The 23,501-nt window shown below is 71.9% G+C and carries 24 protein-coding genes; 14 read left to right on the top strand and 10 right to left on the bottom strand.

What is annotated here, in order from left to right; all coding sequences use genetic code 11:
• Positions 1-31 precede the first annotated feature (31 nt).
• The 7 genes from ACZ6YG_RS09250 (at position 32) to ACZ6YG_RS09220 (ending at position 6,210) form a co-directional block, all read left to right on the top strand.
• Positions 32-334: an urease subunit gamma gene (locus ACZ6YG_RS09250; RefSeq protein WP_148033436.1), complete on the top strand. Its 303-nt coding sequence runs from the start codon at positions 32-34 to the stop codon at positions 332-334.
• On the top strand, positions 331-642 hold the full coding sequence (locus ACZ6YG_RS09245; RefSeq protein ID WP_148033437.1) for an urease subunit beta: 312 nt from the start codon (positions 331-333) through the stop codon (positions 640-642). Before ACZ6YG_RS09250 ends, ACZ6YG_RS09245 begins: the two co-directional genes overlap by 4 nt.
• On the top strand, positions 635-2,344 hold the full coding sequence (locus tag ACZ6YG_RS09240; protein WP_466017638.1) for an urease subunit alpha: 1,710 nt from the start codon (positions 635-637) through the stop codon (positions 2,342-2,344). The genes ACZ6YG_RS09245 and ACZ6YG_RS09240 overlap by 8 nt, the downstream gene beginning before the upstream one ends.
• Before the next feature lie 485 nt (positions 2,345-2,829).
• Positions 2,830-3,723 carry an urease accessory UreF family protein gene (locus ACZ6YG_RS09235; protein WP_466017637.1) on the top strand — a complete coding sequence of 298 codons (894 nt, stop codon included), beginning with the start codon at positions 2,830-2,832 and terminating at the stop codon, positions 3,721-3,723.
• Between the two features lie 16 nt (positions 3,724-3,739).
• Positions 3,740-4,402: an urease accessory protein UreG gene (gene ureG / locus ACZ6YG_RS09230; protein WP_148033440.1), complete on the top strand. Its 663-nt coding sequence runs from the start codon at positions 3,740-3,742 to the stop codon at positions 4,400-4,402.
• Between the two features lie 343 nt (positions 4,403-4,745).
• Positions 4,746-5,483 (top strand): urease accessory protein UreD, encoded by a 738-nt coding sequence (locus ACZ6YG_RS09225; RefSeq protein ID WP_466017636.1) that lies wholly within the window; start codon positions 4,746-4,748, stop codon positions 5,481-5,483.
• A gap of 277 nt (positions 5,484-5,760) precedes the next feature.
• On the top strand, positions 5,761-6,210 hold the full coding sequence (locus ACZ6YG_RS09220) for a hypothetical protein (RefSeq protein ID WP_148033442.1): 450 nt from the start codon (positions 5,761-5,763) through the stop codon (positions 6,208-6,210).
• Positions 6,211-6,229: 19 nt separating this feature from the next.
• On the opposite strand, the gene ACZ6YG_RS09215 is transcribed toward ACZ6YG_RS09220, so the two are convergent.
• A complete protein-coding gene (locus tag ACZ6YG_RS09215; RefSeq protein WP_466017635.1) occupies positions 6,230-6,676 on the bottom strand; it encodes a hypothetical protein in 447 nt (148 codons plus the stop codon).
• A gap of 117 nt (positions 6,677-6,793) precedes the next feature.
• On the opposite strand from ACZ6YG_RS09215, the gene ACZ6YG_RS09210 reads away from it, so the two are divergent.
• From ACZ6YG_RS09210 to ACZ6YG_RS09195, 4 genes are all read left to right on the top strand, one after another.
• Positions 6,794-7,765, top strand: a complete 972-nt coding sequence (locus ACZ6YG_RS09210; RefSeq protein ID WP_148033444.1) for a VOC family protein — start codon at positions 6,794-6,796, stop codon at positions 7,763-7,765.
• Between the two features lie 30 nt (positions 7,766-7,795).
• On the top strand, positions 7,796-9,349 hold the full coding sequence (locus ACZ6YG_RS09205; RefSeq protein WP_466017634.1) for a class I adenylate-forming enzyme family protein: 1,554 nt from the start codon (positions 7,796-7,798) through the stop codon (positions 9,347-9,349).
• Positions 9,350-9,454: 105 nt separating this feature from the next.
• On the top strand, positions 9,455-10,699 hold the full coding sequence (locus ACZ6YG_RS09200) for a DUF4437 domain-containing protein (RefSeq protein WP_466017633.1): 1,245 nt from the start codon (positions 9,455-9,457) through the stop codon (positions 10,697-10,699).
• A 91-nt stretch (positions 10,700-10,790) separates the two neighbouring features.
• Positions 10,791-11,525 (top strand): hypothetical protein, encoded by a 735-nt coding sequence (locus ACZ6YG_RS09195; protein WP_466017632.1) that lies wholly within the window; start codon positions 10,791-10,793, stop codon positions 11,523-11,525.
• A gap of 73 nt (positions 11,526-11,598) precedes the next feature.
• Here ACZ6YG_RS09195 and ACZ6YG_RS09190 read toward each other — a convergent pair whose 3' ends face one another.
• From ACZ6YG_RS09190 to ACZ6YG_RS09165, 6 genes are all read right to left on the bottom strand, one after another.
• The gene (locus ACZ6YG_RS09190) at positions 11,599-12,333 is read right to left on the bottom strand and encodes an ABC transporter ATP-binding protein (RefSeq protein ID WP_397198124.1); all 735 of its coding nucleotides are present in this window, start codon (positions 12,331-12,333) and stop codon (positions 11,599-11,601) included.
• Positions 12,330-14,210, bottom strand: coding sequence for a branched-chain amino acid ABC transporter ATP-binding protein/permease (locus tag ACZ6YG_RS09185; protein ID WP_466017631.1), 1,881 nt, complete (start codon positions 14,208-14,210; stop codon positions 12,330-12,332). Before ACZ6YG_RS09185 ends, ACZ6YG_RS09190 begins: the two co-directional genes overlap by 4 nt.
• Positions 14,210-15,079: a branched-chain amino acid ABC transporter permease gene (locus tag ACZ6YG_RS09180; protein ID WP_219549186.1), complete on the bottom strand. Its 870-nt coding sequence runs from the start codon at positions 15,077-15,079 to the stop codon at positions 14,210-14,212. The genes ACZ6YG_RS09185 and ACZ6YG_RS09180 overlap by 1 nt, the downstream gene beginning before the upstream one ends.
• Positions 15,080-15,220: 141 nt before the next feature.
• Complete coding sequence (locus ACZ6YG_RS09175) at positions 15,221-16,654, bottom strand: dihydroorotase (protein ID WP_271280145.1); 1,434 nt, start codon at positions 16,652-16,654, stop codon at positions 15,221-15,223.
• A gap of 30 nt (positions 16,655-16,684) precedes the next feature.
• Positions 16,685-17,515 carry an IclR family transcriptional regulator gene (locus ACZ6YG_RS09170; protein WP_148033450.1) on the bottom strand — a complete coding sequence of 277 codons (831 nt, stop codon included), beginning with the start codon at positions 17,513-17,515 and terminating at the stop codon, positions 16,685-16,687.
• 29 nt (positions 17,516-17,544) lie between these two features.
• A complete protein-coding gene (locus ACZ6YG_RS09165) occupies positions 17,545-17,895 on the bottom strand; it encodes a ferredoxin reductase domain-containing protein (RefSeq protein WP_148033451.1) in 351 nt (116 codons plus the stop codon).
• A 192-nt stretch (positions 17,896-18,087) separates the two neighbouring features.
• On the opposite strand from ACZ6YG_RS09165, the gene ACZ6YG_RS09160 reads away from it, so the two are divergent.
• The 3 genes from ACZ6YG_RS09160 to ACZ6YG_RS09150 are packed head-to-tail and all read left to right on the top strand — an operon-like array spanning position 18,088 to position 21,580.
• Positions 18,088-19,344, top strand: a complete 1,257-nt coding sequence (locus tag ACZ6YG_RS09160) for a CaiB/BaiF CoA transferase family protein (protein WP_261808753.1) — start codon at positions 18,088-18,090, stop codon at positions 19,342-19,344.
• A complete protein-coding gene (locus ACZ6YG_RS09155; protein WP_466017630.1) occupies positions 19,344-20,168 on the top strand; it encodes a cyclase family protein in 825 nt (274 codons plus the stop codon). Before ACZ6YG_RS09160 ends, ACZ6YG_RS09155 begins: the two co-directional genes overlap by 1 nt.
• Entirely contained in the window at positions 20,165-21,580 is a 1,416-nt protein-coding gene (locus ACZ6YG_RS09150; RefSeq protein WP_466017629.1) for an MmgE/PrpD family protein, read from the top strand. The genes ACZ6YG_RS09155 and ACZ6YG_RS09150 overlap by 4 nt, the downstream gene beginning before the upstream one ends.
• A 57-nt stretch (positions 21,581-21,637) precedes the next feature.
• On the opposite strand, the gene ACZ6YG_RS09145 is transcribed toward ACZ6YG_RS09150, so the two are convergent.
• Genes ACZ6YG_RS09145 through ACZ6YG_RS09135 form a run of 3 tightly spaced genes read right to left on the bottom strand, consistent with a single transcriptional unit; the run spans position 21,638 to position 23,501 of the window.
• Positions 21,638-22,216: a cupin domain-containing protein gene (locus ACZ6YG_RS09145; protein WP_466017628.1), complete on the bottom strand. Its 579-nt coding sequence runs from the start codon at positions 22,214-22,216 to the stop codon at positions 21,638-21,640.
• Complete coding sequence (locus ACZ6YG_RS09140; RefSeq protein WP_466017627.1) at positions 22,216-22,680, bottom strand: DUF3598 family protein; 465 nt, start codon at positions 22,678-22,680, stop codon at positions 22,216-22,218. Before ACZ6YG_RS09140 ends, ACZ6YG_RS09145 begins: the two co-directional genes overlap by 1 nt.
• Positions 22,677-23,501, bottom strand: a complete 825-nt coding sequence (locus ACZ6YG_RS09135; protein ID WP_466017626.1) for an HpcH/HpaI aldolase/citrate lyase family protein — start codon at positions 23,499-23,501, stop codon at positions 22,677-22,679. Before ACZ6YG_RS09135 ends, ACZ6YG_RS09140 begins: the two co-directional genes overlap by 4 nt.

The following is a 23,501-nucleotide window of genomic DNA, read 5'->3' as shown; positions in this document are numbered from 1 at the left end:
CGGGAAACGGCCGGTTCCTATGGTCCGGGCCATGCGGCTAACCCCACACGAGCAGGAACGCCTGCTCATCCACGTCGCCGCCGGGGTGGCGCGTGACCGCCAGGCTCGCGGCCTGCGGCTCAACCACCCGGAGGCCACCGCGGTCATCGCGTCGTTCCTGATGGAAGGGGCCAGGGACGGCCGGACGGTGGCCGAGCTGATGGAGTCGGGGCGCTCGGTGCTGCGCCGGGACGAGGTCATGGAGGGCGTACCGGAGATGCTCGACAGCGTGCAGATCGAGGCCACCTTCCCCGACGGCACCAAGCTCGTCACCGTGCACAGGCCGATCCCGTGATCCCGGGCGAGTACGCGCACCCCGAGGGCGCCATCCCGCTGAACCCGGGCCGGGCGCGGGTGACGGTGCGGGTCGTGAACACCGCGGACCGGCCCGTACAGGTCGGCTCCCACTACCACTTCGCGGCCGTGAACCCGGGGCTGGACTTCGACCGGGAGGCCGCGTGGGGGATGCGGCTGGACGTGCCCGCGGGCACCGCGGTCAGGTTCGAGCCCGGCGTGGCGCGCGACGTCACGCTGGTCCCGCTGGCCGGCCGCCGGATCGTGCCGGGGCTGCGGCCCGAGCGGGCGGGGGCGCTCGATGGCTGAGCTCTCCCGCGCCCGCTACGCCGCGCTCTACGGCCCGACCACCGGCGACCGCGTGCGGCTGGCCGACACCGACCTGTTCATCGAGGTCACCGAGGACCGCTCGATGGGCCCGGCGGGGGCGGGCGACGAGGCCGTGTTCGGCGGCGGCAAGGTCATCCGCGAGTCGATGGGCCAGTCCAGGGCCACCCGCGCCGAGGGCGCCGCCGACCTGGTCATCACCGGCGCGGTCATCCTCGACCACTGGGGCGTGGTCAAGGCCGACGTCGGCGTCGTCGGCGGCCGCATCACGGCCATCGGCAAGGCCGGCAACCCCGACACCATGGACGGCGTCGACATCGTCATCGGCCCGTCCACCGAGATCCTGGCCGGCAACGGCAAGATCCTCACCGCGGGCGCGGTCGACTCCCACGTGCACCTCATCTGCCCGCAGATCCTGGACGAGGCCATCGGCTCGGGCGTCACCACCGTGATCGGCGGCGGCACCGGCCCCGTCGAGGGCACCAAGGCCACCACCGTCACCCCGACCTGGTATCTGGAGCGGATGCTGGAGTCGCTCGACGCCTACCCGCTCAACTTCGCGCTGCTCGGCAAGGGCAACACGGTCAGCTCGGAAGGGCTGCTGGAGCAGCTCAAGGCCGGCGCGTCCGGTTTCAAGCTGCACGAGGACTGGGGCACCACGCCCGCCGCCATCGACGCGTGCCTCACCGTGGCCGACGCGACGGGCGTGCAGGTGACGATCCACACCGACACGCTGAACGAGGCCGGCTTCGTCGAGTCGACGCTGGCGGCGATCGGCGGCCGGGCGATCCACGCCTACCACACCGAGGGCGCGGGCGGCGGGCACGCGCCCGACATCATCCGCGTCGCCTCCCACGGCAACGTGCTGCCGTCGTCGACCAACCCGACCCGGCCGCACACCGTCAACACCCTGGACGAACACCTGGACATGCTCATGGTGTGCCACCACCTCAACCCGGCCATCCCGGAGGACCTGGCGTTCGCCGAGTCGAGGATCAGGCCCACCACGATGGCGGCCGAGGACATCCTGCACGACCTCGGCGCGATCTCCATCATCGGCTCCGACTCGCAGGCCATGGGCCGCATCGGCGAGACCGTCATCCGCACCTGGCAGACGGCGCACGTGATGAAGGCCCGCCGGGGCAAGCTCGGCGACGGCCCCGCCGACAACCTGCGGGCCCGCCGTTACGTCGCCAAGTACACGATCTGCCCGGCCGTGGCGCACGGGCTGGACGCCGAGCTGGGCTCGGTGGAGCCGGGCAAGCTGGCCGACCTGGTGCTGTGGGACCCGGCGTTCTTCGCGGTCAAGCCGGCGCTGGTGCTCAAGGGCGGGGTGGTCGCCTGGGCCCAGATGGGCGACGCGAACGCCTCGATCCCGACGCCGCAGCCGGTGCTGCCACGGCCCATGTTCGGCGCCGTCCCGGTGACGGCCGCCGCCACGTCGCTGCACTTCGTGGCGCCGCTCGCGCTGGAGACCGGGCTCGCCGACCGGCTCGCGGCGCGCCGCCGCCTCGTCCCCGTGGCGGACGTACGCAGACGCGGCAAGGACGCGATGCCGCTCAACGACGCCCTGCCGCGCATCGAGGTGGCGCCGGACACGTTCGAGGTCCGCATCGACGGCGAGCCCGTCGAGCCCGCTCCCGCCCCGGCCCTGCCGCTGGCCCAGCGCTACTTCCTGTTCTGATGCACCCGGCGATCCTCCTCCTCACCGACTCCCGCCTCCCGGCCGGCGGCCACGCCCACTCCGGCGGGGTCGAGCAGGCGGTCGCCCTGGGGCTGGTCCACGACCTCCCGTCCCTGTCGTCGTTCCTGCGGGGCCGCCTCCACACGGCCGGCGCCCTCGCCGCCACCCTCGCCACCGCCGCCTGCACCTTCGCCGTCTCCCCCGTACGCGGTGAATTCCGCCCAGACGTACCACGCCCGCCAGACGGATCCCCTCCTGCGGGATGCCCCTCGCACCCGGGAGACCTTGTCCGCGGAGAGGCCAGCCCTCACCCCACGGTCAGCGGCCCCAGCCCTGTGCGGGGCGAAGTCCCATCGGGCGGCTCCCCTTGTTCGGGGGACGGCACCGTACGGAAGGGCCTGTCGCGGGGATCCCCTTGCTCGGCGAGCGGCACCGTACGGGGAGATGGGGTTTCGCCGGTCGGTGGGGTGCGCTTCTCCTGGGAGTTGCTGGACGCAGAGGCCGATGCGCGGACGGCGTCGCCCGCGCAGCGGGAGGCCGCGCGGTTGCAGGGGAGGCTGCTGCTGCGGGTGGCGCGGCGACTGTGGCCGTCACCGGTGCTCGACGAGCTGGCCCAGGAGGTCCCGAGCCCGCACCACCCGATCGCTCTCGGCGCGGCGGCGCACGCGGCGGGAGCCACACCCGGGGACGCCGCACTGGCGGCGGCCTATCACGCGATCACCGGCCCGGCCACGGCGGCGGTGCGCCTGCTCGGCCTCGATCCGGTTGCTGTACACGGCATCCTCGCCGACCTCACACCCGACCTGACCGCCCTCACCGAACCAGCCAGAACCAAGTTCCCCCAGCCGAACGGGACCACCCATCCCAAGCCGTCTGGGACGAAGACTCCCGAACCGACCGACACCGTGCTCCTCCGGCCGCACGACATCACCCAGCCCGAACCAGGTGCGACAGAGATACCCGAACCTGCGGGTTCGAGGCTCCCCCAGCCGCAGGAGACCACCCAGCCCAAATCGGGCGCGATCGAAACTCCCGAACCGGCCGATGCCAAGCTCCCCAAGCCGAACGGGACCGCTCGTCACGAACCGGACGCGACGAGGGCTGTCAAGCAGGCCGAGGCCGGGCTTCACGAGCGGGGCGGGATCGGGACTTTCCAGCCCTCCACGGCCGGGCTTCACGAACCCGGTGGGTTCGGGGCTGCTGAGGTGGATGGGTGTGCGGCGCGAGGAGGCTGTGGATGTTCCGAGCTGGCCGGATACTCCGCTGATCCGGGGGTGGAGGAGGGCGGATGGGCGGCGCTGGGGGCGCCGTCCGCGCCAGGACTGGACCTGCTGGCCGAGCGGCACGCGCACGCGACGGTCAGACTTTTCGTCTCATAAGGAGGAACCCCGCGACATGGGCGCCAACCACGACGACCACCATCACGCCCCCGACGGCCACGGCAGGGCGCTGCGGCTCGGGGTCGGCGGTCCCGTCGGCAGCGGCAAGACGGCTCTGGTGGCCGCGCTGTGCCGGGCCCTCGGTCCGTCACTGCAGCTCGGCGTGGTGACCAACGACATCTACACCACGGAGGACGCCGACTTCCTGCGAAGGGCCGGCGTGCTCGACGAGGAGCGCATCGCAGCCGTCGAGACCGGCTGCTGCCCGCACACCGCCATCCGCGACGACATCGCCGCCAACCTGGACGCCGTGGAGACGCTCGAACACCGCTTCGGCCCGCTCGACCTGGTCATCGTGGAGAGCGGCGGTGACAACCTGACGGCGACGTTCAGCCGAGGGCTGGCCGACCGGCAGATCTTCGTCCTGGACGTGTCCGGCGGGGACAAGGTGCCGCGCAAGGGCGGTCCCGGCGTCACCGCGGCCGACCTGCTGGTGGTCAACAAGACGGACCTGGCCCCGATGGTGGGCGCGGACCTGGGCGTCATGGACCGGGACGCGGCGGCGGTGCGCGGCGGCAGGCCGGTGCTGTTCACCTCGGTCAGGCAGGAACCCGCCGTGGCCGAGGTCGCCGCCTGGGTGACGGACCAGGTCAAGTCCTGGCGCCACGAGTACGCCTGACATGCGCGCCAGAGCCGCCATCGCCACCACCCTGGCAGCAAGACCGCCCACCCACCGAGCCACACCGGAACCATCCCACGATCCAGCCTTCGGCTCGGCGGCGGAACCACCTCCTGACCAAACCACCTGCTCGGCCGCGGCGAGACCGTCCCACGACCAACCCACCCCGACAGCGAACCCATCCCACAACCGATCCAGCCCGGCGGCGTTCGGAACACCCCACGACTGCCCCCCGACGGTGGTGGGTTCGTCCCACGGCCGAGCTGCGGGATCGTCCGATGGCTGGGGCGGCGGGACGGTGGGGGGTGGGACCGTGATCTCGTTGTTGCGTTCCGATCCTCCGTTGACGTTGCGGCAGACCGGGGAGGCGGCCGTGCATCTGGTCTCCACGGCGGCCGGGCCTCTGGGGGGTGACGACCTGGCGCTCGATCTGGTCGTCGCGGCGGGTACCACGCTGGAGGTGGGGTCGGTGGCGAGCACGCTCGTCCTGCCGGGGCGGGGCGATTCGTCGATGCTGATCACCGCCGTGGTGGGCGAGGGGGCGACGCTCCGGTTCACGCCGGAGCCGACCGTGCTGGCCGCCGGGTGTTCCCATCGCATGTCCGTACGGCTCAAGCTCGCGCCGGACGCGCGGGTGCTGTGGCGGGAGGAGATCGTCTTCGGGCGGTACGGGGAGCGGCCGGGACGCTGCCATACCCGCTTCGACGCCACGGTCGGCGGGCGGCCGCTGCTGAGGCAGGAGTTCACCGTGGGAGAGGAGGCGCTGGACTCCTCCCCCGCCGTCTTCGGCGGCGCCGCCTGCGTGGGCACGACGCTCATCACGGGCCCGGCCGCCCCGCCGGAGGCCCTGGTGGCGGATGGCGTCGCCGTGCTGCCCCTGGCCGGGCCGGGCACGCTGGTGTCCGCGCTGGCCGCCGACGCGGTCGAACTGCGCGCCAGGCTGCGCTGGGGCGAGTCCACCGTGATCAACGGCCCACATCAGGATCAGGTCCCCGAGGAAGGCCGACCACGAAACATCAAAAGACACGACACCCCGGGAGGACCCACGAACACACCCGCCCACGACGCCCAACCGCGGTGACCTCACAAACAGGCCACACCCCAAGAAAGCCCGCCACAAGGACACCCGGGCACGACGCTCCGCAGAGAAGAGCAACCGCGAGCGCACCCGCCGCAGACCACCCGTAGAGACCCCCAAAAAGCCGACCGCGAGCGCACCCGCCCGTGACGTCCCACGAGGGCCGGTTGTGGAGATGTTCCGGGGAAGCCCGGGAAGAGGGCGGTCGGGATGGTGCCTGACGGTGACGAGTGGGTGGCGGTGGATGGTGCGGGTGTCCGGTGCGGCTTATCGTGATCGTGTGGCCGAAGCCAGGGCGGGCAGCCGCGGCTACGCGGCGGGGATCACGCTGGCCGGGGCGGTGCTGGCGTTGTGCGCGGTGCTGCCGTGGTCGGGGGTGCGGGCCAGCAGCGCCATCATCGGCGGCGCGATCACCAGCGACACGCGCGGCATCGACGACCTGCTCGGCGTCTACGCCCTGCTCGCCGGGGTGGCGGCGATCGGCTGCGGCATCACCGGGATGCTGGCCCGGCCGAGGCTCGCGGCCGTGGCGGCGGTGCCGGGGGCGCTGGCGATGCTGGCGCTGGTGATGTTCGTGTCCTCCCCGCGCGGTCCGGCCGACCGGGTCTCGCTCGACGTGGGCGAGCTGCTCTCGGTCGAGCCGGTGATCCGCTACGGCTGGTACGCGGCGCTGGCGTCGGCGTTCGCGGTGGTCCTGCTGGCCGTCCTGACGCTGGTCCGCCGCGTGTGAAGCCGCGGGTGACGCCGGTTCAGGCGACCTTGGTCTCGGAGATGATCGTCCGCTTGACGAGGCGGTCGCCGTCCATCCAGTGCCAGGTGCGGCACTTGTGCCTGCCGTCGCGGGACAACTGGATGAGCTCGTACAGGTAGTTGTCGGGGTCTTCCTTGTACGACCACGTCAGCACGATCGTCAGGTCGTCCACCTGGCTCATCTCGCCGGTGATCCGCTCGGTGTCGAAGTAGGCGATCTCGTTCTCCACGCGCCCGCCGAAGTCGAACACCTCCTGGCGGCCGTCGTCCCAGGTGTAGGTGTTGGTCTGGATGAAGCTGAACGAGCCGTCCTCGGGGATCCTGCAGTACAGGTGGGAGGCGTGCCGGTCGACGATCTTGCCATCGGCGTCGACGTGGATGTACTCCCCACGCCACTCTCCGAGGTGCTTGTCCATGATCGGCATTCCGGGGACTCCTGCGCGCATGATTCCTCCTGGTCACAGCGGCGGTTGACAGGTAGATGGCGGCGAGCTTAGCGTGACAACTAGCCAAAATGGAACACTGTTCCGCAAACAGGAACAGCCTCGCTCCCCGGAGGGCATGTGACCGAGAACGACCGAGAGCCACTGGTCGAGGGGATCACCGCCGCGATCGTCGGCGTCACCGACTTCGGCCCGCACCTCGAACTCTTCCGCGACGTGCTGGGCTACGAGGTGGCCGGCGAGGGCGTGGTGCCCGGGTCGGTCGCCGGCCCGCTGTGGGGGTCGGGCCCCGCGGACGTCGAGGTGATGGCGCTGGCCGCGGCCGGGGCCGGCACCGGGCGGATCCACCTGGTGCGCGTGCCGGAGCCGCTCGCCCCCGCACAGCCGCCGCACAACCTCGACGTCGGCCTGGTCGGCATCGACATGTACGCCCGCGACATCGAGGCCGCGCACGCGGGCTTCGCCGCCTCCGGCCGCGCTTGGACCACCGCGCCGACCACGTACGGCGTCAGCGTCGGGGACCGCGAGGTGCAGGTCACGCAGGGCGTCTGCCCGGCGCCGGACGGCACGGTCGTGGTGTTCGTGCAGCCGGCCGCGGTCCGCGGCACCGAGGCGTGGGCCGCCGACCCCGCGCGCCCCTACACCGAGCTGACCTCCGTCGTCTGCCACGTGCCCGACCCCGACTCCGAGGTCGCGTTCTGGGGCCCTGACGGCCTGGGCATGGCCGTCTGGTACGACGTGGTCTTCTCCGCCCCCGGCTTCGACGAGGTGGCGGGCCTGCCGCCGGGCACCGAGATGCGGCTGGCGTTCCTGGCCGGGGAGAAGACCGCCAGGATCGAGGTCACCAGCGCCGCCACCGAGCACCGCGTGGACCGGCGGGCCACCCAGCGCCCGGCCCGCTCGCTGGGCCACAGCGGCTGGTCGGTGCGGACCCGGGACCTGGAGGCCGCGCTGGAGAGCGTCCGCGCGACCGGCGGCACGGTGACGGCCTCCCCCGCCGAGACCGACGACCCGCTGCACGGGCGCGCCCTGGTGGCCGCCGCCGACACCCCGAACGGCATCGCCGTCACCCTCTGGCAGCCACGCGGCTGACTTCCCCCACTCCGACGTAAGGAAGAGACCATGCCCGTCCTCCGTGGAGGCGCCCCCCTGTCGATCGCGGGCGGGGTGCGCGAGTTCGCCCGCGCCACCCCCTCGGCGACCGCGGTGATCGACGGGGAACGCACCCTCACCTACGCCGCGCTCGACGAGCGCGCCAACCGCCTGGCGTGCGCGCTGCTGGCCCGGGGCCTGACGACCGGCGACCGGGTGGCGGTGCTGCTCGGCAACCGGCTGGAGTACCCCGAGATCGCCGCGGGCGTCGCCAAGGCGGGCCTGGTGATGGTGCCGCTGAACCCGAGGCTCACTGCGGGCGAGGCCCGCTACATCCTGGAGCACTCGGGCAGCCGCGCGATCGTCCTGGACGACGCCTGCGCCGCCACGGTGGGCGACGCGATCGAGGAGCTGCGGCTGACGGCGCTGTCCATCGACGGCGCGCAGGCCGGGCGGCCGTACGAGGAGGAGCTGGCCGCGGCCCGCGCGGCCGATCCCGGGGTCCGGGTGGACGAGCTCGACCCGTTCTGCATCACCTACACCTCCGGCACGACCGGCCGGCCCAAGGGCGTGGTGATCAGTCATCGCAGCCGGTCGCTCACGTTCTACTGCTCGGCACTGGAGTGGGGGCTGGGCGCCGGCCGGGTGTCGGTGGCGGTGGCCCCGATGTACCACGGGGCCGGGTTCGCCTTCGGGTACGCCCCGGTCTACACCGGCGGCACCGTCACCATGCTCCGTAAATGGGACCCGGAGGCGCTGCTGCACCTGGTGGAGCGGGATCGGGCGCGGTCGGTGTTCCTGGTGCCGACCCACGCGCAGATGCTCCGTACGATGGACGACGGCAAGCTCGCGGGCCACGACCTGAGCAGCCTCGACACGCTCTACTTCAACGCCGCCGCGCTGCCCTGGACGCTGAAGCAGTGGGTCATGGAGACGTTCCCCGCGTGCGGCGTGCACGAGCTGTACGGGTCCACGGAGGCCGGCATCGTGACCAATCTGCGCCCGGTGGACCAGCACCGCAAGCCGGGCTCGGTGGGCCACGCCTGGTACATGACGGAGCTGCGGGTGGTGGACCCGTCGGGTGCGCCGGCCGGCCCCGGCGAGCCGGGCGAGCTGTTCAGCCGCTCCCCCTTCCTGATGAACGGCTACCACGACGACCCGGCGGCCACCGCCGCGTGCACGACCGAGGACGGCTTCCTGACCTGCGGCGACATTGTCGTCCGGGACGAGGAGGGCTACGTGCACGTCGTGGACCGCAAGAAGGACATGATCATCTCCGGCGGCCTGAACGTCTACCCGCGCGAGATCGAGGACGTGCTGGCCACGCACGGGGCGGTCGCCGAGGCGGCGGTCGTCGGCTCCCCGTCCGAGCAGTGGGGCGAGGAGGTCATGGCCTACGTCGTGCTGCGCCGCGGCGTCGAGGCCGCGCCCGAGAGCCTCTTCCCCGAGCTGGAGGCGCACTGCCGGACGGGCCTGGCGGGCTACAAGGTCCCCAGGCGGTGGCAGGTCGTCACCGAGCTGCCCAGGAACGCGGCCGGCAAGATCGTCAAGCGGGACCTGAAGGCGCAGGCGGGAGCCTCCTAGGCCCTTGACCCGCAATACATCAGACAATTACTCTCGAATCAACTGAAGAAACAACGTTTCGCATACCGGAACAATCGGCTTCACGGTCGGTGGAAGGACAACCAAGTGCGCCCGCATGTCGAGCTGATCCAAGAAGATGACTACGTCTGGCACGGCGCCGAGCTGGTCGGCGGGGAAGGACGGGCCAGCGAGCGACGCCTGTCGGTGGACGAGGAGGACGGCTCCTCGTCGCTGCGGGTCGACTTCCACACCGACTGGGGCCGCGGCCCGGGCATCCACCACGCCAACACCGAGTACTACGTGCTCGAAGGCTCGATGACGTACGGCGGCCGTCAGATCGGCAAGGGCGGATACGTGTACGCGCCGAAGGGCGTGCCGGCCGACGCGATCACGTTCGCCGAGGGCACCCGCATCCTGCACTACCGCGAGTACGGCGACGCCGGCTTCGACGCGGTCGACTCGCTCGCCGCCCCGCGCTGGGCGGACGCCCGCGAGGACGTCATCGTCATCGACAGCGACGCCATGCAGTGGGACGCGGTGCCGAACCCCGGCCCGATGCCCGGCCTGTTCATCAAGTATCTGCACGTCGACCCCGTGACCGGCTTCTACACCCGGCTGGTGCACGCCCAGGAGGGCTGGGCCGACCACCGCCTGGCCCACCACCCGTGCTACGAGGAGGCGTACACCACCCAGGGCCACATGGAGTACAACTTCGGCACCCTGGACCTCGGCACCTACTTCTTCCGCCCGGCCCGGGTCAAGCACGGCCACTTCACCTCGATGGAGGGCGGCGCGACCTGGCTGCTGCGCTCCGACGGCGAGCTGTTCAACTGGTACACCCAGAACGAGTGGGTGCGCTGGGGCGGCGAGGGCATCAACTACGGCCCCGGCGGCGGCGCCATGCGCTGGTCGCAGTCCTCCCACGAGCTCGGCGGCGAGTCCCGGCGCAGCGACGAGGACATGGAGATGCTGCGGGCGTCGCTGGAGTACGCGCGCAGCCAGGGCGCCGACGAGGGCGACGTCGTGGAGCACGGCCTCGGCACCGACGCCAGCCTGATCGCCATCGCCAAGGCCCTCGACACCGCCCGGCTGCAGGGCGGCCACGGCGACCACGACCATGACCACAGTCATGACCACGACCACGGCGACCACGACCACGGGGCCCTGGAGGCCGACTGGGGCGCGGCCCCGGCCGACCTGGAGCACCCCGACCAGCGCACCGACGAGCACGCGCACAACTGGGGCGCGGGCCGCGTCTGGAAGCAGGGCGACCCCATCCCCGCGCCGATCCTCTCCAGCCTGCCCGTGCGCAGCCGCTCGCGCGGCCGCTGGGACGGCGACGGCATGTAGTCACGCCTGACACCTCATAGATCACCGTGTTGAATCACCGTGGCCGGGTCCCGAGGGGCCCGGCCACACGCACTCCTACGGAGACTCACTCATGATCCTCGCCGCGCCCATCGAACCGGTTCATGGGCTCAACGCCTACAGTTTGGCGATCTTCCTGCACATCGTCCTGTTCGTGTACTGGCTGGGCAGCGACATCGGCGTCTTCTACTCCAGCCGCTTCATCCTCAAGTCCGACCTGCCCACCCCGGCCCGGTCGGTGGCCGCCAAGATCATGCACGCGGTCGACATGGCGCCGCGCATCTGCCTGGTGCTGTTCCTGCCCAGCGGCGTGACGCTGATGGCGCTCGGGCCGTTCGCCGAGGACTACTTCCCCTGGTGGTTCGTCGCCCTCGTCTGGGTGGCCGCGCTGTGCTGGCTGGTGCTGGTCGTCTACGACTACACCAAGGGCGCCACCGCGCTCGGCCGGATCGTGCAGCGGCTCGACCTGGTGGTCCGGTACGGCCTGGTGGTCGTGCTGGTCGGCATCGGCGCGTACATGCTAGTCGTGCCGGAGCCGTTCGGCGTCCAGACGAACCCGAAGTGGCTGGGCGCCAAGCTCGCCGCCTACGGGCTCTGCATCCTCGCCGGCGTGATGATCCGCTGGCGGCTGAAGCCGTTCGGGCCGGCGTTCGGCAAGCTGGTCTCCGAGGGTTCGACGCCGGAGGTCGAAGCCAGGATCCGCACGTCCGTGCAGACGTGCCTGCCGTACGTGTACGCGATCTGGTTCCTGGTGCTCCTGGCGGCCTTCCTCGGCGTCGTCAAGCCCGGCACCACCGCCTTCGGCTGACCGGGACCCGTACAGAACAGAACGTCCGGCACGGGCCTCGCGGGCCCGTGCCGGACGTTCGTCGTCGGGGGTGTCAGGCGGACTCTCGGAGCTGTCCCAGGTAGGCGGCCTGGACGCGGGGGTCGTCGCGCAGCTCGGCCGCGGTGCCCTCCAGCCCCACCGTCCCGTGGTCGAGCACGTAGCCTCGGTCGGCGAGCCGCAGCGCGGTGCTGGCCTGCTGCTCGACGAGCAGGATGGTGAGCCCGCGCTCCTCGTGCAGCCGCTTGAGATAGCCGAACAGCTCGATGACCTTCAGCGGCGCCAGCCCCAGCGACGGCTCGTCCAGCATGAGCAGGCGCGGGTCGCCCATCAGGGCGCGGGCGACCGCGAGCATCTGCGCCTCGCCGCCCGAGAGCGTGCCGGCGAGCTGGGTGCTCCGCTCGGCCAGCCGCGGGAACAGCTCCAGCATCTCCTCACGCCGCCGCTCGGTCTCGGCGCGCTTGCGCCGCACCGGGAAGGCGCCCAGGGTGAGGTTCTCCATGACGGTGTGCTCGGGGAAGATCTGCCGGCCCTCGGGCACGTGGCCGAGCCCGAGGGCGGGCCGCTTCCAGCCGGGCACCTTGGCCAGGTCCTTCCCGGCGAAGCTGATCCGCCCCGCCACGGGCTTGAGCAGCCCGGAGACGCACTTCATGGTCGTGGTCTTGCCCGACCCGTTGGGGCCGAGCAGGACGACGAACTCGCCCTCGTCGACGTGCAGGTCGAGCCCGTCGAGGGCGCGCACGCCGCCGTAGGCGGCGCCCAGCCCCGACAGTTCCAGCAGTCTGCTCACGACTCGTCTCCCATGAGGTCCGGGCGGCCGAGATACGCCTCGAGGACCGCCGCCGAGTTGCGCACCCGTTCCGGGTTGCCCTGCTCGATCACCTTTCCGCTCTCCAGGACGGTGATCTCGTCGCAGAGGTTCATCACGAAGTCCACGTTGTGCTCGATCAGCACGACGGCCAGCCCGCGCTCGCGTAGCGCCCGGCAGAGCCTGGCCAGGGCGTCCAGCTCGCCGGTGGTCAGGCCGGTGGCGGGCTCGTCCAGGATGAGCACCTTGGGCCGGCTGGCCACCGCGCGGACGACCTCCAGCAGGCGCTTCTGGCCGTGCGAAAGGGACGAGGCGAGCCAGTCGGCGCGGGAGGCGAGCCCGGCGAAGGCCAGCAGCTCCAGCGCCTCCTTCCGCTCGACCTCGTCCTGGCGGCGGTAGGACGGCGAGCGGAGCACGGCGCCGAGCCAGCTGTAGGACTCGCGCGTCCGCATGCCGGTGAGCACGTTGTCGAGCACGCTGACCCGCTCGAACAGGTGCGGGACCTGGAAGACCCGGGTGACCCCGGCCCGCGCCACGCCGTGCGCGGTCGCGGCTGCCTCCTCGCCGAACACCTTCACGGTGCCGGCGTCGATCTTGTGATAGCGGGTCAGGCAGGACACCAGCGTGGACTTGCCGGACCCGTTGGGCCCGATGATGCCGTGCACGGTGCCGGGCATGATGCGCACGTCCACGCCGTCGAGCGCGTGCACGCCGCCGAAGTGCTTGACGATTCCGGTGCCTTCCAGCGCGGGCACGTCCGGCCGGGCGTCGCGCAGCTCGGGCACCACGTCGGGCACCTGTTCGGGCAGCTCCTCGTCCCTGGCCTCGGTCACCCGGTCGCGGCCGAAGCGCGAGTTCTTCCAGGTGCCGACGATGCCGCCGGGGATCAGCATCATGGCGGCCAGCAGCAGCAGGCCGAGGACGAGGGTGGTGTAGCGGGCCTGGTCCTTGATCAGCTCGACGATCAGGGCGATGAACCCGACGCCGATGATCGGCCCGGCCAGGGTGGCGCTGCCGCCGAGGAACAGGCCGACGAAGAAGATGATGCCGTTGTCGAGCAGGCCGACGTCCGGGTTGATGAACCCGAGCTGCAGCGCGTACAGGGCTCCGGACAGGCCCGCCATGCCGCCGCAGATGCCGAACAGCAGGAGCTTGGCCCGGTTCGGCGAGATGCCCATCGCGGAGGCGGTGTCGGAGGACTCGCGCACGGCCATCGAGGCGCGGCCGACGCCGCTGCGCACGAGGTTGCGCTGCACGATGTAGGCGAGGACGAGGAAGCCCAGCACCACGTAGTAGAAGACCTCCTTGGGCATGATCTCGCCGCCGGCGGCGGGCGCGATGCCGCTGATGCCGACGATGCCGCCGGTGACCGGCTCCCATTCGCGGCCGACCTCGACCACGATGAGGTTGGCGGCCAGGGTGATCATGCCGAAGTACAGGTACGTGGCCCGCAGGCTGACCGCGAGCACCATGAGGGCGATCACGGTGCCGACGGCGGTCGAGGCCACGATGCCGAGCAGCCACGAGCCGCTCGCCTTGACCACGATGTAGCCGGTGGCGTACCCGCCCGCCAGTTGCAGGCCGCTGTGGAGCATCGACAGCAGCCCGCCGTACCCCATGCACAGGTTGAGGGAGATCGTCAGGATCGCGCTGATGCCGGCCGAGGCGACCAGCCCGTTGTAGTAGGAGGCGTTGTAGCTGTAGTAGTCGGTGATGTACGGCCAGGCGAGCAGCACGGCGACGGCCACGATCGTCAGCCCGGCCAGGGCCACGGTGCGCCATCGGTGGTAGCCCGCGGAGTCGAAGAAGGAGCCGCCGCGCCCGCCGGCGCGGGCGGGGGTCGTTTCCACCGTTGCCATCAGTGCGCCTCCATGGGCTTGCCGAAGAGTCCGGACGGGAAGATGACGAGGATCACGGCGAGGGCGGCGAAGACGGCGAAGTTGCCGATGGAGCCGCCGACCAGGCTGCGCACGATCGTGTCGAGCAGGCCGACGATCATGCCGCCGATGAGCGCGCCGCGGGGCGACCCGACGCCGCCGATGACCGCGGCGGTGAAGCCCTTGATGGTGAACACCAGGCCGGCCGCCGGGGCCACGAAGATCACGGGAGCGGCGAGCAGGCCGGCGACGGCGCTGATCACGGCCGCGATGACGAAGGAGAGCACCACGATGCGCTGCACGGGGATGCCCATCAGCACCGAGGTGTCGGAGCTGTGGGCGGTGGCCCGGATCGCCCTGCCGTAGGCGGAGCGGCGCAGGAACTGGTCGTAGAGCCCCATGACGGCCAGCGCGGCGACGATGGTCAGCAGTTCCTGCCACTGGATGGTCATCCCGGCGACCTCGAACCCGCCGGGGATGATCGGGCTGGGTCTCAGGGCGTCGACGTCGAAGTAGCCCAGGTTGAACACCGACTGGAAGATCAGCGCCGCGGCCAGCGTCGCGATGATCCAGGCGTTGCGCGATCCGGACAGCTTGATGGGCAGGGTGATCATGCGTTCCATGAGCACGCCCATGACGCAGGCCAGCACGATGGTCAGGCCGATCGCCGCGGCCCAGCCCAGCTTCTCCAGCGCGACGATCTGGTAGGCCACGGCGGCGCCGAGGATCAGCGCCTCGCCCTGAGCGAAGTTCATGATCCGGGTCGGCTGGAAGACGATCGCCAGGGCGAGTGCGACCAGGGCGTAGATGGAACCGGCGAACAGCCCATCGATGATGGCCTCGGGGCTCATCAGCACCGCTCCTCGGGGGTGTTACGGGTAGTGCCAGAGTCGTTCCACAAAACGAAACAGCGTTTCAATGGAAAAAGCTAGGGGTCGCCCAAGAACCCTGTCAATAGGTCTGATGTTTGAGCGACCCCTGATCAACGCAGGTCAGTGGCGTGCGTAGCGGCCGGTGGGCTCGCCGACGGTCTCGCCGTCACGGAAGCGCACCTGCCCGCCGACGGCAGTGACGACGGGCCAGCCGGTGAGCTCGACCCCCTCGAACGGGGTGTGGTCCTGGCCCGACAGGCACACCTCGTTGGTGACCGGCTGCGCCAGCTCGGGGTCGACCACGGTCAGGTCGGCGTCGAAGCCGACCATGAGGCTGCCCTTGCGGCCCCACAGGTTGTAGGCGCGGGCCGGGTTGGCCGAGGCCAGCTCGGCGATCCTGGACAGCGACAGGCCGCGCTTGCGGTGCCCCTCGGAGAACAGCACCGGGTAGAGCAGGGCGGTGCCGCCGAAGCCGGGGCGGGCCGGCCAGAGCTGGTCGCCCTTCTCGGCCTCCATGCAGCAGGCGTGGTCGGAGGCCACCCAGTCGATGGTGCCCTCGGCCGCGTGCCGCCACAGCGCCTCGTTGTCGGCCTTGGTGCGGATGGGCGGGTTGACCTTGCCGCCGAGGCTGCCGGTCGCGTCCAGGGTGTCGTGGTCCAGGCACAGGTGGTGCAGGGTCGTCTCGGCGCGCAGGTCACCGCCGAACGAGCGGCGGGCCAGCGCGACCGCGTCCACGGCCTCCGCGCTCGACAGGTGGAGCAGGTTGAGGTTGGTGCCGGTGTGCGAGGCCAGCGTGGTGGCCTCGCCGATGGCGACCCGCTCGGTCAGCGGCGGGCGGCCCTCGTGGTAGGCGCGCAGCGTCTGCGGGTCTCCGTCGGCCCGTACGCGGTCGATGAAGACCCGCATGAGCTCCGACTGCTCGCAGTGCAGCGACACCGAGAGCCGCTTGTCCGGGTTCGCCTTCTGGACCGCGGTGATCTGCTCCATCAGCAGGTAGAGGTGGCCCAGGTCGTACTCGTCGCCCATGGTGAAGGAGCGCGCGTCGCGGCTGTTGGCCGCCAGGTCGAACCCCTTGTAGAACATGTAGTACTTGAACGAGGTGACCCCGTGCTCCTCCACCAGCATGGGGATCTCGGCGATCTGGTCCACCGTCATCGGCGCCAGGTGGAAGGCGTAGTCGGTCCAGGTGCGGCCCGCCACCGCGTTCAGCACCTCGGGGAAGATCTCCTTGTACGGTCCCGTACGGTCGAGGTAGTGGGAGCCGGTGCGGAAGTACGACAGCACCGTGGTGGCGCCGCCGACCAGCGAGGAGCGGGTCTCCTCGAAGGCGTCGAGCGCCAGGTCCCGGTAGATGCCGAGGTGGAAGTGGGCGTCGACGGCGCCGGGGAGCACCACCTTGCCGCGGGCGTCGACCACCTCATCGGCTTCGGCGGCCGGGATGTCGTCGGCCAGGGCGGCGACCTTGCCGTTGGAGACCGCCAGGTCTGCGCGGATTTCGCCGTGGTACGGCAGGACGACGGTGCCACCCTTGACGAGAAGGTCGTATCGAGACATGGAGATGGCCGGGCCCGGGGGTACCGGCCGTCACCCCCTTTCGGATGCGTTCCAGCCCATCTGGGCGGACAGTCGTGCGGTTGATTCGAGAAGCCTCGCGACGCATTCCCCGACCTCGGCGCGGAAGCGCTCCACCGGCCCGCAGACGCTGACGACCGCCACCGGCCTGCCGTGGTGGTCGAGGATGGGCGCCGCCACGGAGGCCGCGCCGGACATGCGCTCGGAGAAGGACTGGGCGTAGCCGCCCTCGCGGATCGAGGCCAGTTCCCTGCGGAGCCGGGCCTTGTCGACGATGGTGTTGCCGGTCAGCGGCTCCAGCGCGCCGAGCGACAGGTAGTTCTCCATCTCCTCCTCGGTGAGGAAGGCGAGGAAGGCCTTGGACGAGGCGCCCGCGTGCAGCGGGTGGGCCACGCCGAGGTTCACGCTCATGATGACCTCGCGGGCCGGGGTCACCTGGTCCACGTATATCCGGTAGTTACCGGTGCGGATCGACAGGGTGGCCGTCTCGTCGGTGCGCTGGGAGAGCGTCACCAGCTCCGGCGCGGCGATCCGCCGCACGTCGATCCGGTCGAGATAGGCCAGGCCCAGCCGCATCGCGCCGACGCCGAGCGAGTAGCGCCGGGTCGACTGGTCCAGTTCGATCAGCCCGCGCACGCGCAGCGAGGCGAGGATCCGGTGCACGGCGGCCTTGGACATGCCCAGCGCCTCGGCGATCTCGGTCACGCCCAGCGTGTTCGAGGGGGTCTCGGCGAAGTGCATGAGCACGTCCGCGGCCCGCTCGACGGTGGCGATGGCCTGGCCGGAGTTCTCCCTCGCGGGCGCCTTCCCGCTGGTCGCGGTGCCGGCGTTCTTGGTCGGCATCTGTCCTCCAAGGAAACGATCAGAATCGGCTATCTACCTTGGCGGTGAAAACCGACGCGCGCAGGAAGATCGGTGACAATTCGCGTGTCCAGGAACTCCCACCACTCGTCCTGGCTGACCCGCTGGTTCTCCCAGCCGTCGTCCGCCTTGAGAGTGGACAGCGCCTTGCGGTACTCGCCCCAGGCCGCCTCGTCCTCGAAGGCCGCCCAGTTCTCCAGCGTGTAGACGTCGCCGACGGCGCTGTAGTACCAGCGGACCTCGCTGACCATCGGCAGATCCCGGTAGAACCAGCTTTCCCGGTCTTCCAGCCACTGCCAGAAGCCCTTCATGTCCTGCCGCGCCCGGGAACGCAGTTTCATCCGGTAGACGAGGTAGATCATTGCGAAGAGCTCCAGGTTGGCACTCAGGCGGGGTTGTTCCGCACACAGTAACGCTGTTTCAATATATTGGGAAGACCCGGTGCCGGACGCTGTCCTGCGGCGATTCGCGGCCCCGGGTTCCCGCCGCACCGTGCGGCGACGCGGGCACCGACTGGCCTGACGCACATCCAGCCATCTGAGGAGGCCGATTCCGTGGAGGCAGAGCAGATCGTCCCGAGGGACCGATCAGCGACCGACGACCAGCGCACCGCGCCGCCGGGTCCCCTGGCAGGCCTGGTGGTGGTCGACGCGGCCACCCTGTTCGCGGGCCCCCTGGCGGCGACGATCCTGGGCGACTACGGCGCCGACGTCGTCAAGGTCGAGCACCCCGACCGCGGCGACCCCTCCCGCACCCACGGCGCGAGCAAGGACGGGATCGGCCTGTGGTGGAAGATGCTCGGCCGCAACAAGCGGACCGTGACCGCCAACCTGGGGCGGCCCGAGGGCGCCGACCTGCTCAAACGGCTGCTCGCCCGGGCCGACGTGCTGATCGAGAACTTCCGTCCCGGCACCCTGGAGCGCTGGGGCCTGTCCCCTGACACGCTGCTGGAGCTCAACCCCCGGCTGGTGATCGCCCGGGTGACCGGCTTCGGGCAGCACGGCCCGTACTCCAGGAGGCCCGGGTTCGGCACCCTCGCCGAGTCGATGAGCGGCTTCGCGGCGGTCACCGGCGAGCCGGACGGGCCGCCGACGCTGCCGCCGTTCGGCCTGGCCGACGGCGTGGCGGCGCTGACCTGCGTGAGCGCCGTCACGATGGCGCTGCACCACCGCGACAGCCCCGGCGGCACCGGCCGCGGTCAGGTCGTCGACCTGGCCATCATCGAGCCGCTGGTCACCCTGCTCGGCCCGCAGCCCATGGTGTGGGACCAGCTCGGCCGGGTCCAGCCGCGCACCGGCAACCGCTCGGTCAACAACGCGCCGCGCAACACCTACCAGACCAGGGACGGCCGCTGGGTGGCGATCTCCACCTCGGCGAACTCCATCGCCGAGCGGGTCATGCGCCTGGTCGGGCACCCCGAGGTGATCGACGAGCCGTGGTTCGCCTCCGGGGCCGAGCGCGCGGAGCACGCCGACCTGCTCGACGCGTACGTCGGCGGCTGGATCGCCGAACGCGACCTGGACGAGGTGGTACGCGAGTTCGAGGCGGCCCAGGCGGCGGTCGCCCCCATCTACGACATCCGCGACGTGTTCGCGGACCCGCAGTACCAGGCCCTCGACACGATCACCACGGTCGACGACGAGGACCTCGGGCCGCTGCGGATGCAGAACGTGCTCTTCCGCCTCTCGGCGACGCCCGGCTCCATCCGCTGGAGCGGCCGCGCCAGGGGCGCCGACAACGACGACGTGTGGGGCGGGCTCGGCGTGAGCGCCGAGGATCTGGCCGCCCTGCGAGACAAGGGGATCGTGTGATGACCGAGACGAGCACGCTGCCGACGCTCTGGGAGCGCCTCGACGGTGCCAAAATCGTCGACCTCGCGCAGCCCATGCGGACGGGCATGCCGCAGTCACCGAGCCATCCGCGGTTCCGGATGGTCATCGAGCGCCGGCACGGCGACATGGTGCGCGAGGACGGCGGCTCGGCCGCCAACGAGGTGATCCTGACCGGCGGCCACGTGGGCACCCACGTCGACGCGCTCGGCCACGTCTCACAGGACGGCTACCTGTACGGCGGCGTCGAGGCCGCCGGGGTCCAGTCGCACCAGGGCCTGTCCCGGCTGGGCATCGACGCCTTCCCCCCGTACGTGGGACGCGGGGTACTGCTCGACGTGGCCGCCCTGCACGGCGCCGACGTGCTCCCGCCCGGCTACGAGGTGACCCGCGCCGACCTGGAGGCCGCGCGGGACCGGGCCGGCGTGCGGATCCGGCCCGGCGACGCGGTGCTCATCGGCACCGGCTGGTCTCGGGAGTGGGACCGGCCCGGCCGGTTCATCGGCGAGGAGGGCGGCGTGCCCGGCCCCGGTCCGGACGCGGCCCGCTGGCTGGCCGAGCAGGGCGTGCGGGTGGCCGGCGGCGAGACCGTCGCCTTCGAGCAGATCCAGGCGGGCCGCGGCCACTCCGTGCTGCCCGTGCACCGGATCCTCCTGGTCGAGTCTGGGGTGAACATCGTGGAGACGATGCGGCTCACCGAGCTGCGGGAGCTGGGCGTGCCCGAGTTCCTGCTCGTGCTCAACCCGCTGCCGGTCGTCGGCGCCACCGGCGCACCGGTCCGGCCGCTCGCGGTGCTGGCGTCATGACGATCGTCTCCGCTCTCGCCGAGTTCGCCGCGGCCGCCCGTGACGGGCTGCCCGAGCCCGTTATGGCCGACGTCACGGGCCGGGTGCTCGACACGTTCGGCAACTGCCTGGCCGCCCAGGAGCTGACCGGCCCGCAGGAGCCGCACGAGGCGGTGCGGCGGCTGGCCGGGCGGTGGGGCGGCGCCGGCGAGTGCTCCGTGCTCGGCCACGCGCTCGCGCTGCCCGCCCCCTCGGCCGCCCTGGTCAACGGCACGCTCGCGCACGCGCTCGACTTCGACGACACCCACCTACCGTCGGTGCTCCACCCGTCCGCCTCGGTCGTGCCCGCCGCGCTGGCGGTCGCGGAGTCGGTACGGGCGAGCGGCGCGGCCCTGTGCCAGGCCATCGCGGTCGGCGACGAGATCACCAACCGGCTCGGCATGGCCTCCTACCTGCCCGAGCTGCGCAACTCGCTCTTCTTCGAGAAGGGCTGGCACGCCACCTCCATCTGCGGCACCGTCGGCGCGGCCGCCGCCTCGGCCCTGCTCATGGGGCTGGACGCGGCAGGCATCGCGGACGCCATGGGCATCGCCGCCAGCATGGGCGCCGGGGTCATCGAGGCCAACCGCACCGGCGGCACCGTCAAGCGCGTCCACTGCGGCTGGGCGGCGCACTCCGGCGTGGTGGCCGCCGCCATGGCGGCCGAAGGGGTGACCGGGCCGCCGACGGTCTTCGAGGGGCGTTTCGGCTTCTTCCAGGCGTTCCTCGACGGGCGCTACGACGCCGAAGCGATCACCGCCGGGCTCGGGGAGGATTGGGAGCTGCTGCGCACGGTCTACAAGCCGTACCCGTCCAACCACTTCACCCACCCCGGCATCGACGCCGCCCTCGCGCTGCGCGCCGAGGGGCTGCGACCCGAGGACGTGGACGAGATCGAGCTCGGTGTGGCCGCGGCCCCGCTGCGCACGATCGGGGAGCCGTACGAGGAGAAGATCCGCCCGCGCACCCCGTACCACGCGAAGTTCTCCGGCCCCTACACCGTGGCCAGCGCGCTGGTCGGCGGCGGCGGGCTGGGCCTGCACCTGGACGACTTCACCGAGACAGCGTTCCGCGACGAGCGCCGGCTGGCGCTGGCCACGCGGGTCCGGGTGGTGGCCGACGAGCAGTGCTCGGAGGAGTTCCCGCGGGCGTTCTCGGCCGTGCTGCGGGTGCGCACCCGCGACGGGCGGCGGCTGGAGCACCGCGTCCACAGCTCACGCGGCGGCCCCGAGCACCCGCTCAGCATCGACGAGCTGGAGCGGAAGTACGCCCTCAACGCCGCACGCGTCCTGTCCCCCGAGGCGGTCACGGCCCTCGCCAAGGAGGTCCGCGGCCTGGCCACCCGCGCAGACGTCACGGGCCTCCTGGAACCCGCGCTGATGACGACCCCGTGAGCACCCGCGCAGGGTGGCGCCCACGCCACCCTGCGCGGGTGCCACGCCTCCCGGGGATCAGGCGGTGGGCCAGAAGCGGGTGAGGAGGGGGCCGGGGAGGTCCGGGACGCCGGAGCCGTACGCCCAGGTGCGGGCCGTGAGGGAGAGCACCTCCACGTCGCCGCCCGACACGAGGCCCCGCGGCTCCGGGACACCGGACGCGGAGCCGCGGGCCCGGATGACGTCGTCCTCCACCCGCAGCGCCTCGGCGACGGGCCCGTGGACCACCCGCGGCGCGGGCCCGTCCGGCAGGCCGTCCTTCCAGGCGGGCGGGCCGGAGAACCAGGCGACGGCCAGGCAGCCGCCGGGGCCCGCGACGCTCGCCGTACGGGGCGTGGACGGCGGGAGGTAGGCGTAGGTCCCGGCGGGGAAGCCGGTGCCGCTGACCGAGATCAGGCCGTCCAGCACCACGAACTCCTCCGCGCACGGGTAGTGCCCGGTGTCCGGCCTGCTCCAGCCGGCGGGGAAGCGGACCAGCGACACCGACGCCTCGCCGGCCGCGTGCAACCGCACCAGCCGGACGGGGCCCGAGCTCGCGGGCATGACGACCTCCCGCCAGTCGAGGCCGGGACCGTCGAGGTCGACCACGCGCGTCATCAGTGCCACACCTCCGCCGTCGCGCCGGGCACCCGGCGTTCCTCGATCACCGTGACGCCTTCGAGCCGGCCGTCACGGAAGCGCTGCCAGAGCCGCGCCTTGTAGTCGTCGTCCGCGAAGGTGATCAGCTCGACCACCTCGGTCCCCGGGTCGGCGGTCCACCGGTACGGGAACACCAGGAAGCGCCCCTCCACCAGCACCGCCCGCCCCTCGAACGACGGGTCGTCGAAGCGCAGCTCGCCGCCCTCGAAGCGGGCGCGGAAGTCCAGCACCTCGGGGTCGTGGCCGGGCCTCCGGTAGACGATCCGCTCGTACCAGCGGTCCCCCTCCAGACGGGTCTCCTGGCGCGACGCGTACGTGTCCCGCACCTCCCCCGCCGGGGACAGGTGCGTATAGCTCCCCTCCCAGACCCCGGTGACAGCGGCGAGCCGATCCCGCAGCCCGCACGGAACGGCCGCGTTCATCGGGCCATGCCGAGGACGCGGCGGGCCTGGCGGACCACGGCCTCGTCGACCATCCGCCCGGCCGAGTCGAGCAGCACGCCCGACCCGCTCGCCTCGAACCGCTCGACCAGGTCCCTGGCCCAGGCGACCCGCTCGGCCGACGGGGTGAACACCTCGTTGACGACCGCGATCTGGGCCGGGTGGATGCAGGCGCGGCCCGCGTACCCGAGCCGGGCGATCGCCTCCGTGGACGCCCGCAGGGCATCGAGGTCGCGGAAGTCGGTGGACACCGGCCCGACCGGCGAGGAGATCCCCGCGGCGGCCGACGCGAACACGACCTGGGAACGGGCCCAGAGCAGCTCCCGCTCGTCCGGCCCGGTGGTGACGCCGGTGTCGGCGCGCAGGTCGGCCTCGCCCACCTGCAGACGGGCCACCCGGGGCCCGCGCGCGATCTCCAGCGCCTGGAAGAGCGCCGAGGCGGACTCCAGCAGCGGCACCACCGGCACCCCGTCCGCGCCCAGCGCGGTGAGCAGGGTGTCGAGCTCGGCCAGCTCGGCGGCGCTCTCGACCTTGGCCACGACCAGCCCGGCCAGCGACGGCGCGGTGGCCACGGCGCGGACGTCCGCCTCGCGCAGCGAGCCGGGGTTCACCCGGACCCACAGCTCCACCGGCCCGGGATCGGTCTCCCGCAGCCAGCCGGCCACCGCCTCCCTGGCCGCGTCCTTGCCCGCGGGCGGGACGGCGTCCTCCAGGTCGACGATGAGCGCGTCCGCGCCCCTGCCGAGCGCCTTGCCCAGCTTGTCCGGCGCGTCGCCCGGCACGTACAGGTGGGATCGGGCCAT

Source organism: Nonomuraea sp. NPDC054003 (assembly GCF_055585125.1).
This window is presented reverse-complemented; position numbering and strand designations above follow the sequence as displayed.